Origin of the sequence: Schlesneria paludicola DSM 18645, assembly GCF_000255655.1 — a bacterium.
In the GTDB taxonomy this organism is placed as follows: Bacteria; Planctomycetota; Planctomycetia; order Planctomycetales; family Planctomycetaceae; genus Schlesneria; species Schlesneria paludicola.
The window spans coordinates 2,082,177-2,094,492 of sequence record NZ_JH636435.1 but is presented as its reverse complement, the minus strand read 5'-3'; the positions used below and the strand labels follow the sequence as shown (position 1 = coordinate 2,094,492).

General features: G+C 55.8%; 7 protein-coding genes. 2 read left to right on the top strand and 5 right to left on the bottom strand.

Annotated elements, in window-relative coordinates; genetic code table 11:
* Positions 1–5: 5 nt before the first annotated feature.
* From OSO_RS0126520 to OSO_RS0126500, 3 genes are all read right to left on the bottom strand, one after another.
* Positions 6–2,300: a polysaccharide biosynthesis tyrosine autokinase gene (locus tag OSO_RS0126520; RefSeq protein ID WP_010586047.1), complete on the bottom strand. Its 2,295-nt coding sequence runs from the start codon at positions 2,298–2,300 to the stop codon at positions 6–8.
* A 240-nt stretch (positions 2,301–2,540) separates the two neighbouring features.
* Complete coding sequence (locus OSO_RS0126510; RefSeq protein ID WP_162130563.1) at positions 2,541–3,659, bottom strand: polysaccharide biosynthesis/export family protein; 1,119 nt, start codon at positions 3,657–3,659, stop codon at positions 2,541–2,543.
* 447 nt (positions 3,660–4,106) lie between these two features.
* A complete protein-coding gene (locus tag OSO_RS0126500) occupies positions 4,107–6,185 on the bottom strand; it encodes an alpha/beta hydrolase family protein (RefSeq protein ID WP_237729338.1) in 2,079 nt (692 codons plus the stop codon).
* Between the two features lie 264 nt (positions 6,186–6,449).
* On the opposite strand from OSO_RS0126500, the gene OSO_RS0126495 reads away from it, so the two are divergent.
* Together OSO_RS0126495 and OSO_RS0126490 are read left to right on the top strand one after the other, a co-directional pair.
* Positions 6,450–6,848, top strand: a complete 399-nt coding sequence (locus OSO_RS0126495; RefSeq protein WP_010586044.1) for a BlaI/MecI/CopY family transcriptional regulator — start codon at positions 6,450–6,452, stop codon at positions 6,846–6,848.
* A gap of 50 nt (positions 6,849–6,898) precedes the next feature.
* Positions 6,899–9,142 carry a M56 family metallopeptidase gene (locus tag OSO_RS0126490; RefSeq protein ID WP_010586043.1) on the top strand — a complete coding sequence of 748 codons (2,244 nt, stop codon included), beginning with the start codon at positions 6,899–6,901 and terminating at the stop codon, positions 9,140–9,142.
* 294 nt (positions 9,143–9,436) lie between these two features.
* On the opposite strand, the gene OSO_RS0126485 is transcribed toward OSO_RS0126490, so the two are convergent.
* Together OSO_RS0126485 and OSO_RS0126480 are read right to left on the bottom strand one after the other, a co-directional pair.
* Entirely contained in the window at positions 9,437–11,344 is a 1,908-nt protein-coding gene (locus OSO_RS0126485) for a hypothetical protein (RefSeq protein ID WP_010586042.1), read from the bottom strand.
* 194 nt (positions 11,345–11,538) lie between these two features.
* Positions 11,539–12,204, bottom strand: a complete 666-nt coding sequence (locus OSO_RS0126480) for an HAD family hydrolase (protein WP_010586041.1) — start codon at positions 12,202–12,204, stop codon at positions 11,539–11,541.
* Positions 12,205–12,316 lie beyond the last annotated feature (112 nt).

The following is a 12,316-nucleotide window of genomic DNA, read 5'->3' as shown; positions in this document are numbered from 1 at the left end:
GCGGCTCAAGCGGCCAGGCTAAGTTCGTCTTCGTTTTGATCTTCAATTTCATCGTCCAACGCGTCGCCGTTCACCTCTGGCTTTTCGCCGTGTCCATAACCGTAGCCATAACCGTAGCCATAACCATAACCGTACTCGGAATTCCCATCGTTCGCGATATGGTTGGCGACGATGCCCACGACCTGAACGCCCGTCGCGCGGAATGATTCGATGGCGCGCAGTACCATTTTGCGTCGATTCTTGTCGGGACGAATCACAACGATCGCTCCATCGACGACTCGTCCGATAATCGCAGGATCGGTCACAGCCAGGACCGGTGGGGCATCGATCAGAATCTGGTCGTAGATGGTCTCGGCCCAGGCGATGATGTCATTGAAACGATCGCTTGCCAGAAGCTCCGAGGGATTGCCGGGACGAGGCCCCGAAGGCATCACATCGAGATTCTCTACGCCCAGGTTGAAGATGTTTTCGAGGCAGCTTTCTGCGATGGGAGACGATCCTCGCAAGATCTGCGAGAGACCCCGTGGCCCCTTCAGTTCCAGCAACTGCGTCATCCCGGGGCGTCGCAAGTCGGCGTCGATCAGCAGAGTCTTCTTTTTCGATTGCGCGAAGGCGACGGCCAGGTTGGCCAATGTCGTCGTCTTTCCATCACCGGGCTCTGTACTGGTCACGACCAGTCGCCGCGTGTCGGCTGCCGTAAACGTAATCGAGCTGCGTAATGTGCGGAATGATTCGGATTCCAGGCTATCGGCCTTACTGAACGTCACGATCGTATCCAGACCCGATCCAGGCAGCGGATCCATTTCTCGAATCATGGCGAGCATGGGCAGACCCAATTGCCACTGTAATTCATCAGGAGAACGGAAGCGGTCGTCGAGTGCATCCACGACGTAGATCAGTGCGAGCCCCGTGCAGGCACCAAGAAACGCGCAGAGCAAAATTGTCGTCGTAATCTTGGGAGCAACTGGCCCCAGGCTAACACGCGCGGTGGAGGTCGGCGTAATCTTCAGGCCCGAATTCGAACCGATATCAACCTCGGCGATTTTTTCTACAATTTTGTCGTAATACAATCGCATGCGACGTTCGGTGGCATCGAGGACTTCGATCTGTGCCATCTGGCCGTTCAGATCGAGTGCCTGGTTCCGGACGGTCTCAAACTCTTGTCGAATACCGGCTTCATGTGCCATCGCTTGATAGAGTCGCTGATTGACCATTTCCTGCAGACGCGGGGCAATTTCTTTCTCTCGAACGTCTTTCATCGCCCGTGACATGACTTCGGAACGTTCGGAGAGCCACCGTCTTGTCTGGGTGATCTGTTCATTGAGACGTCGGATTTCCGGATGGTTCGGACCGTACGTTTTGAGTTTGTCTTTGAGTTCGGTCTCGTCGGTCAGCAGATCATCTTCGCGTTTCGCAATGGTGAATGCGTCACTCGATCCCATTCCGACTTCGCGCATGATGATTTCGCGCGAGATGTCTCCGGCCGCCTGTTGGAGGAATGATTGAATATCGGTCCCATTCGCCAGGGCCTCTTGAACGGACATCGCGAGCGCACGCGCTTCGAGGGTCTTTTCTTGCGCGTCCATCAAGGCATCGTTCAGCTTGAGTGCCTGCTGGATGACAATGTGCGTACTTTTGTCGTCACCATGCAGCAGCATTCCCGAGTCGCGTTTCAATCGCGACAATTCTCGGCCGATTTCCTGAATACTGGCGTCAAGACGTTCCTGTTCGTTGCTCAGCAGGTCCAGGCTTTCTTTGGAATCACCCGTGTGGATGCCGCGCATCATTTCGAGGTAAGACTCGACAATCGCATCGACCACGAAGGCGGCTGTCTTGGCATTCTTGGAGACATAACGCACGTTTAGCAGTGTCGTTTGCCGCGCGGACGAGACCGAAAGGTTCTTTCTCAGTTCGCTGGTCCAGCGCGCTTTCGGAATCCCCTTGAGGTCGACGAGGTGTTCTTTGCGCAACCGCTTGATGGCACCTTCGAGAACTCGGTCACCGGTCAGGACGCGTTGATACGTCGGCATGACGTCTTGAATCGTGCGCTGATTCGACGAATTGTGCCCGTCGAGCACGTTTCCTTCGGTCTTCAAGACCATGATTTCGCAGGACGATTCATACTTCCGCGTGGCCGTTACGTACCAGATGGTTCCGGCGACGGTTCCAAATGCCATGCATAAGATCAGCGTCGACATCTTGCGACGGACGAGCCGCAGGAAACGGATCGCTTCGTTCAGAAGATTGGGGCTCGCCGTGGTTGAGCCTGGTGCAACGTCATGATGTTCTTCAGTGTTCATTCGGCAAAGCCAGCGTGAAAGTTGTGCGATCGGACAGGACGATGCAGATCAGGTTGACTTGTTTTCTCCGAATCGTGACGGAACAACCGTTCCTGACATCGATGCCTGCGCGTTTGGCTGATCGTGATCGCTGATGCAGGTGTTATTAAATCTGGTTATTGATGTCACACGACAATCGCTTGGCCCGGCGATTCATTGATTGAGTTCGTGCGTCACTTGAGGTCAAGGAACGCGATGAAATTAGAAGATTGGCGATCCGAGGAGCGGAATCGATCCGCCAAAGTTCATGCTGGTTCGTTTGAACAGTTCCAGGATCACGGTCACAGGGGTCTGTTCGACGCTGACAACATCACCCGGCGCCAGGCGAATGTTTGAGTTCGCCTTTTGCTTGGCATTCGCCAAACTCACCTGGATCAGGATCGTCTCGACATTGTCTGGATTTTCGGGGTCGACCGTCTTGTTGATGAGCACCGATGGCTTGCGTCGAATTACGAAGATCTTGTCCGCTGCCATCGAACTCACGCCGCCTGCCAATGCGATGGCGTCGGTGACTCGCAGTTCTTCGGCGATCGGGAACTCGAACCGTCCGGGACGCGTGACCAGCCCGATCACGTGCAGCGGTTCTGGATCACGTTTTTCGACGTAGACGACAGCCCCATCTTCGAGTTGGTATCCACCGGTTCCATTCTTGGTGGCAGAGACCAGATCGACCTTGATCGTGTCGCTCGTTTCATGCATTTTGCTGGTCATTTCGACGCTGTGTCCTATCGTATCGATTCCATTCTTGAGGCCACTTGCAATGGCATCGGGCCGGACTCCTGAGCGATGGCCCATGTTGCGGATAATGACTTGCGTTCCAGCGGTGGGGTCGAGCCCTTCAGCCTTGCTCAGCGCCGACAGCAGATCGGATTGACCACGTGGCAACTCGTAGACGGACGGTTTCTTGACCGCACCGGCGACCATGATCCGGTTCGTACGCTGCTGTTTCATCAGCATTGTCACGCTCGGGCTGCGATACAGGCCTCGCGAGATACACTCCTGAACGATGGTGGCTTCTGCCGCGGTGACTTTCATTCCAGCCACATGCACTCGACCGATTTCCGGTAATTCGACATCCCCTTCGTCGTTGATACGGACAGGGATTCGAATCGTGTCTTTCTCGTTCAATCCCGCGGCGATCGACACTTCGACCACGTCGCCATGATCGAGCACATCCGAGTCGGTCGTCGCACTTGCCAGTTTCGACAGTTCGATGGTTTGAGGGTTTTCGCGGACACCGGCAATGAGATGTTTCGGCAGATTATTATAGGTGTATTTCTCGCCGCGGACGGTGGCGCAGCCCACACTCGCTAATGACACAAGCAGGCCACAGATCACCATCGAAACGAATGACCAATTTGGTTTTACCCAGGGCCATCGACATCGAGTTGACAGGTGCTTCAATGCTCCATCCGCCCATGACGGGGGGTGAGCCCGAAGGTGAGAACGAGAACAAATTGACTCAGGCGGAAATGCCATGGGAGTCGCTCAGTGGAGTTCTTCGAAACATCAATTGAAGGGAGCAGTTCCGCCAAGGAAGGGATTTCGGCGGATTCTGCGGTCGGAATCTAAAAGAACCCCCAGAAAGCGTCAATACGAGTCATTTGTAACGAAAAAGTTAAAGTTCGGGCCGAATTGCCGTGCGAAATCGCACTGTGGCCTGAGAATGCGCGGCTTCCAATCCAAAGTTTTAATCGCAATTCAGGATGAAACTCGGATTGATCGCGTGGTGATTTGGGCGGAACGCGGAAGCCTGATAAACGTTGCCTACTTCGCAGGCAGCGACGAATCAGCCGTGACCAGGTTCAGACTGTTTCTCGCTTCAAGCAGTCGATAGCAATCAGGCAAGTCGAAGTGCTTCAGGACATTTGGAATGAATGACGACGCGGGCCATTGGTCGTGGTCACGTTCCGCGAGATCGCTGAAGGATGTCAGTGCGCCCTTGAGTGTGATTTTGTGAACGGAATCCGAGACGATGGCCGCCAGCGTGGCAGGAATGGTGCCCCAGCCCAGCGCGGCCAAATGAATCTCGGTCCGACCACACGACTTCAACCAATCGATCACTCTCAGGAGGTCAAACGCACGTAATGCCGGATAGGACTGACCGAACATGATGGCATGTGCTGCGTAGAAGTAGTCGCTGCCATACGGCAAAAGAAATTGCTTTTCACCACAGGTGTCAGGTTGTGAATCTCCGATCCCGCGCAGATCAACCGCGTAGAATTCGGATTCCCGTTCGTCAGCCAGCAACGTGTTCACCAATGGTTCGTTTCGCAATTCGGCGTCACTGGACTGATGCGCGACGAACAGGATGGCCCGTCCTGGACGCTGGGGCGGGCGCGACTGGTGTCCGGCTTCATCCATTCGGTAGGCGATCGCCCGAATTTGAGGTTCGGTTTCGATCGCGTAGCACGTCGCATGTGGTTTGGTATATCCCCGCTTCGAAACGGATCGTAAGATGTTGTATTGAGGTGGTTGATCGGGGCGAGCCGGGATGAGTGCGTCGAGAACGCGGCGGAGGGGTTCTGCGTCGGGTTGCCCTCGTTGTTCGCGCAGTTGCTGCGAGGCGGCGGCTGTGAACGAAAATACGGATCGGGAATTGAGCTGCGCCACCTGTCCGTTCGGCGTGCATTGAAGCGTGGAATCGTCTTCGATGGCGAGTGAAGGTTCCCGTCCACCCTGGGAGACCCCGGTCTGGATGTTAAAAAACTCATACATGGCTTCGCGGTTGGCCGGTGTGTACCCATGCGGATTTGGGCCGATGGCCAGTCGAATATTGTTCTCGGCACCGAGCCATCGATAAATCGGCTTCAAGCGTTCGTAGGCGTCGATCGAGCCGCGGACATCAAAGTAATCTTTTTCACCCGCTAGAATGATCACAGGTTTCGGAGCCATTGCGACCAGGAAGTCGGCGTGGTCAAGTCCGTGCATCAGAACTTTGGGCGGACATTGTTCGGTATCGGTCGGAAGTTCATTGGCGAAATTCCGTTCGAAGCTGGTCACGGCACAACTCGGAGCCGCCATCGTCCAGCGGGAATCTAAACCGCACAACCACATGGTCAGAGTTCCGCCGCCCGAGTTTCCCGTCACTCCCACATGCTTCGGGTCAACTTCGGGGCGGGTTAACAGGTAGTCGAGCGCGCGAATGCCGTCCCACGCGTGCCAGGTTCCGTGAAATTCCCCGACGAGTGATTGTTGGTTGCCAGACAGAAGATGCTCATGCACACCAGCGCCGACTTTCGATTTACCCTGATCATTCGGGTACTGCAGCCGTTCCCCCTGCCCGATTGGATCGTAGATCAGGACGACATAGCCTTGGCGAGCGAGCCCCTGCGCGAATGACTGATACGCTTCCGCCGCTTTGCCGTTGATCGAATGGCCGCAGGTTCCGACGACACCGGGAAGTGGCAGCGATCGCCCTTTGGGAACATACAGATTGGCGGTCACGAGAAAGTCAGGTCGACTCTCGAAGATCACATTCTCGATCCGATACAGATCACGCTCGACGATCCCCATGATGCGAGGCTTGAGCGGCGTCGGTTCGGGCAAGGGACCAAAGCAATCACGAATGCGGTCGCGAACGGTTGCGACATACGCTTCAGCATCCGCCCTCGAAGTAATCGCGGCACGTCGATCGTTGCCGAGTTTTTGTGAGGCCGTCAGCCGCGCTGCAAAATAATCCTGCATCATCCGCGGAAAGCGATTCAGGGGTGCCATTGTAGAGGCGGCTGATGGTGCGGATTGTCCAAATGCGCGCCGACTGGTCGCCGCCCCGACAAGCGATGCCGTTCCCCACTGCAACACAGACCGTCGGGTCAAATACGATGAAAGCAAGTCTGATGGCACCACAGATGCGATCCTTACACGGAATTCTGTCTTGAGGCCGAATGAGCCCATCATTTCTTCTCGATCCAATGAGAATGTTCTGCTTTGCAGAGAATCGCAATTGACTACGTCGATTGAGGAAGTCTCCATGGACGTGGCAGGTCAACGAGATGTCGGTTTGCGACATTGACAAAATCGCGTGTGCGGATAATGTACTAAATACTTAGTACTTAGTTTTAATGGCAAGCACAGGCAGTGCCGATGAATTGAGTGGGAAGGCGACCGATGGCAAGTGTCCCTGCAAAGAAGCCGACCGAGCTTGAACTCGAGATTTTGAAAGTGCTATGGCGCATTGGACCAGCGACGGTGCGCCAGGTTCGGGATGAATTGGCAACGATTCGAGATCTCGCTTACACGACCGTGATGACCATGATGTCGATCATGTTTGGCAAGGGGTATCTTGCGCGAACCAAAGACGGGCGGACATACGTCTATCGATCGATCTATCGCGAGGAAAAAGCGTCAGGAAGCCTGCTAAGGGACATTGTTGACCGCGTGTTCGGCGGATCGACGACGGCGGTGATGCAGCATTTGATTGAAACCTCGGACCTGGACGACAACGAGCTGAAGCAGATTCGACTGTTGATCAATCGCAAGGCGCGCGAGAACACAGAGCGCCGTTAGGCCGGATCTCGCGATACCAAATGCACGTACGACAGACATGAGGGTATGCCATGACATTCTTCGTCGACCAGAGTCTGGCCATTTCGATCGTTTTGTCTCTCATGCATTTTTGCTGGCAGGCGGTGCTGATCGCGAGCGTCGTTGGGGCGCTGGCCTGGACAATGCATGACCCACGATGGCGGTATCGTACGTTACTGGCCGGGATGTTCGGCATGGTGAATTGCCCCGTGCTGAACTATGTGATGGTTTGTCGTCAGGAGACGGACTCGACCACCGTTCCGAGATCGGTGGTCGTTCAACCCAGGCCATCGACGATGACGTTGAATGCGACAGGGCAGCAAGGAGCAGACCGCGTGCCAGCCACTAAGGCGGACGCCATGACGCTTAACGCCGTGGTTTCACCCGTTGCCCGTCCTTTTAACTTGAACCATTACGCGCCGTTTGTGGTTGACGTCTATCTTGTGGGCGTCGCAGGGATGATGGCGCGAGTATTGATTGGATTATGGGGCGGACGACAATTGCGACGACAATCAACATCCGTGCTGGATGAAGGACTGCAAGAAATTCTGATGCGGCAAGTTGAAAGGATTGGGGTCAAGTTCGTGCCGGTCCTGGCCTATTGCGACTGTGTCGATGTGCCGGCTGTCGTGGGGCTGCTGAAACCTGCAATCTTACTACCGTTCTCAATGACGGCCGGACTCTCTCTGGATCAACTCGAGGCGGTGATCGCTCATGAATTGGCACACTTACGACGTTACGATCATCTGGTCAACGTGTTGCAGCGAATCGTCGAATCAATCTTCTTTTTCCATCCCGCCGTCTGGTGGTTGTCGAATCGTATTCGCCTGGAACGCGAGCACTGTGCCGATGATTTGGCGATCGGAAGCAGTCTGAGTCCGCTGGACTATGCAGGTTCACTGCTGCGTGTGGCGGAGTTGAGTCATTCGGCCCGGTTCAGAGGAGCGACCTTCGCAGCGAGTCTTTTGATCACTGGTCGACCATCGACTCTTCGCCGGCGCGTCGCACGATTGCTGGGCAGCCAGTCGGAAACGATGGTGCGGTTACAGCACCCGTGGATGGTTGTGGTGACGTTGTTGGTTGGTCTTGTTCTGTTCTTGGGGCCGCGAGAAATTCCGTGCAACCGGTCCGAGCAGGCCATGGCCGACGAAGTGGTGTCGACACGAATGTCTCCTGCGATTGACGATGTTTCGTCGACAGTGGATGAAACTTCGTTTGAAGTGCGACGACCAATCGCGGCAGAGAAACCTCAGGAAGAAACGGCGAAGGTTCGCGTCAAGCCTCGTGATAAGATTGACGAGGCGATCGACGAGGCTCTGGGCATCATGACGCGGCTTCAACTGTCGATGGGAAATGGTGAAAAATCTCACTCACCGTGGCAACTGATGCATTGGATCCAGGGATTCGGCAGCAGTTGTTTGATAAAGACTGGGAACGTTGATCGACCGACGATGACAGGCGAAGAGTGGATCGCGAGTGGCCCCGAATTCCTTGGAGAGCCTGTCTGGCAACTGACTGAGGCTGGAGCGTGCGCTCATCCGTTTACTCGGCCGTTCATGTTCCAAGGCCATCCAGGTCAATTCTTGGCTTGGATCGGTGCCGGCGGCGTGCCAATTGAGTTTCCACTGAAGGCCAAAGACCGCGCTGGAAAATATCACGAGGTGACAGTCCGCGATGTTGTGAATGATACCAAGCGTCGAGTCAACCGCAGGGAAGAAATGACTTGGACATTGTGGGCACTCGCAAACTATGAATCGTTCGACACGGAATGGAAGAGCAACGAGAATGAGACCTGGAGTATCGAGCGGCTCGCAGAATACGAAGCGGGTCAGAGGATTGTTGGTGCTCCCGAATGGGGGTGCCCACGTTTGTTCGCCCTGGCAACGGCACTTAACAAATATCGACAATTCGTTCAGACAATCGACGTTGCATTGCCAGCGTCATGGCAAAAAGTTCACGATCTGTTGGTTCAGGAAACGGAACGTGCGAGGCTGTCACAAGTTTGGAATGGGGTGCTGTGTGTCGAAAAGCACTCAAAAGATTTGAATCATCGGATGCATCTCGCGGCTTCCCATCTCACCTGGCTCTCGATTTCGGTCGACGACAAGACCCTTGATCAGCCATGGATGCGACAATCGATCCAGCAACTCTGTGAGGATTACGTTGAGCATCAGAACGACTGTCGCGACGTCGCTGTCGTGTGCCATGCGGCCTACGCGCTGCGGCAACTGCGTGAACGACGAGAACGTCTGATTGCTGTAATAGAAGCCCAATAAACAGCGACGCTCGATTCGGTGATGCTTACGTTGAGTTCGAGACTCAGGTTCGTGTAGGGGGGGATAGGATAGTCCTTGGGGACATTCTTCACAAAACGATACCGTCGCGGCCGATTCACGAATCCCGCTTGTGCGTTCATCCGGCTATTTGAAACGAGTTTTTCTCCGTTTCTTTCGGGTTTGAAGCATTGCCCGTTGTACCGAACCACGCGCTTCTATGAGCCGCGGCAAAATGACCATGCCGAACTGGGGGGGCGTACCATATATGCACGTCATGGAGTCTTGATCAAGTGGTTACTCGACCATCAAGATTGGGTGGACGTCGCCGTTTTCGTCGAAGCGGGCGATGACCGTTTCGTTGCGAGTGTGGTGGCCCAGGCAGGTTCTGGAGTTGCCGGTCTTCTTGAGGCTGCGGGAGACCAAAAGCTGGAATGCACCGAGCTTCAACCGGTAGCCGACAGCGACGTCAGGGCCGACGCGCTTGCCTTCTTCGGCGACCGTCAGCATCCGCCATGTTGCGTCGACGCGAGTTCGGTCGGGGTGCCAGACGAATGCCAGCGGGGCAAACAGGCCCTCGCCTTCTGCGACTTGTTTGAGAACGAGTTCCTGGCCTTCAATTGTCAATTGATGCGGAGTGCTTTGAACGCGGTCGTGGGGGATAGCCAAGGGGAAGACGCGTGCTTTCAGTCGCTTGCCGGTAATCCGACCCTCGCGCGAGGTTCCGTCACAACTGCCGACCAGACCGTCGCACAGTGACAGACGTGATTCGTATTCAATCCGCTGACCGGTCTGCCCACTCGATTTTTTTGTACCGTCCATCGACGGCACGCCACTGATGGAGTCGGCGACAAAAAGAAATCGCTCTTTGCGTGAGAGCATGACCAGACGTTCGACTCGCAGTTTTCCAGGACCAGCCATCTGCAGTTCGATATAGTCTGCGTCAGGATCGGATTGCCAGCAAACGCACGACCATTCTTCGGCGAGTTCGACGACCGCATCACCCAGTTTCAGCTTGAGTTGCCAGTCGCCATGGATCAAGGCTCGTCCCAATGCGGTGACATCCAACTGAGGCAACGGCAGATGATGCGTCATCGCGACGCTATCGGCATCGACCGACCAGTCGCTGCGCAGCAGTGCGAACTTCGCCCAGTCGGACTGGTTCGACGGCATGGTGGCAATCGTGGGACGTGCCCGCCGCGGCGGTTTGCCGGCGACGGCGCGCTGGACGGCCTGCAGGTATTCTGTGGTGGAGCCAACGAGTCCCAGATCCAAAAGTTCGACGGCGGCGGAGAGGACCGGCAACGAATCGAGATTCAGGCCGTTCGTCAAGGCCGCGCGGCCGTCCGGTCGGCACAACAGAACCGCTCGATCGATCACATTGGCGAGCAATTGACGTTGATCCGGAGTCCACTGTCCTTCCTGGAACCGCTCCATCATCAGCGTCGCGCGGACAAGTGGTGCGAGCCACAGCGGAAGGCGGGGAAGGATTTCCGCGTGTGGCGTTCCATCCGTATCCGTTTGATCGACGAGTTCTGTCGCGAGGACCTTTCGGCCTGCTTTGATCAGGTTCGTCGCATGCGAGATTTCGTGAAACAGCAGTCCGCCGATCAGAGGAATCTCGCCGTGTTCAATGAGTTGAACGTCGATCGGAGTCGTCGGATCGTCATAGATGACGGTGGGCCACATCAGAATTTCTGACAGCGTCTGTCGCCAGAGCGGAAAGAATTGACTCGATGTCAGACGGTGCCCTGCATTCGCCAGTAATTCGAGCGATGCAAGGACCGCAAACGGACGAGGTTCTTCGGAACCCACGGCCGTTGTGAGTTCTGCGACGAGATTTCCGACTCGTTGGCTCCACGAAACGGCCGGCTTGTTGACCGGTCGGCGGGTGGCGGACGGGCGTTTGACGGTCGTGTCTCCGGCTTGTTCGATGATCCGCGTGAGGCCGGCTTCTTCGGCGAATGCCTGCTGCGACCAGAGCGCGCGTTCGGCCGTACTGCTGGTCGGTCCTGATAATTTGTCGAGGGCTCGTCGGCTGGCCTGCCACGCCTTGCAGAATGCGGAAACATTCCCCGCCGCCGCCGCAGTTCGAATTGCAGGATCGGCCGAACGATCCCAACTGAGGGCCTGCAGAAATTCCGCATTGCTGAGACCAGGCAGATCGGTGATCTGCGCCGCGAATGAAAGTGACGGAGTCGACATAGTGAACCGTATGAAGTGGGCGGACCGCCAGTCGGCGATGAAATCAGATATTCGGGCATCCTGCGAGTCATGCGCAAGATGCTGAAGCAGAGTAACCAAACCAATCACAATTGCAATCAGAGGACGACAACAACCTGTTGCGACGGTTCAGAAGTAGCGATTTTCCATCAGGCGCTCGATGCGTCGTCTGATGTTCAGCGCGCGAGCAATTTCAGAATATAAGGATCGGTCAGCCCGCTCGCGACGAACTTCGACTGGCTGAAGTCGTGGCCGGCCGTGTGCTCGTGCGGGATGGAGACAATGTGCGCTCCCGCCGCGGCGGCTGCGCGTGTGCCGGTTTGTGAATCTTCCAGCACGAGCATATTTTCGGGACGCACGCCCAGTTGCTCGGCGGCTTTGAGGTAGATTTCCGGGTTTGGCTTCCCGTGCGTGACGCTTTCGGCGGTCAGTCTGATTCCGAAGCGGGGAATCAGATCGAATCGATTGAAGATCGTTTCGAGATAGTCGCGGGTGGACGACGTCGCCACGGCTTTAGGTAACGGTGTCGACTCGATCAGATTCAGCAGATCGAACAGTCCCGGCATCGGCTTGAGATGATCGTCGAGCATCTCGTAAAAGACCACTCGCGATTCGGCCAACAGTTCGGCGGGGTCTTCATCCAGTTTCAGGTAGTCGCAGAAGGCGCGGAACGATTCCAGCGGACGCAGTCCAAGCATCGCATCCATGGCTCCACGCGACATTTCTCGGCCGCGGCGTTGAAGGAGAACTTCTGCCGAGACGTAGAACACGTGCTCGGTATTAAACATCAGGCCATCGAGGTCGAAGCAAACGGCTTGAATCGTCGGGAGTGTGTCAGCCATGTCGGAAGAAAAGCTCAGTCTGAAGAAACGGGGACGTAGCCCGTCGCACGACCGGCCTTACTCTTGGAATTGTAGGTTCTCGAAGTCCTAGCGTCCACGTTTGACCATTGAT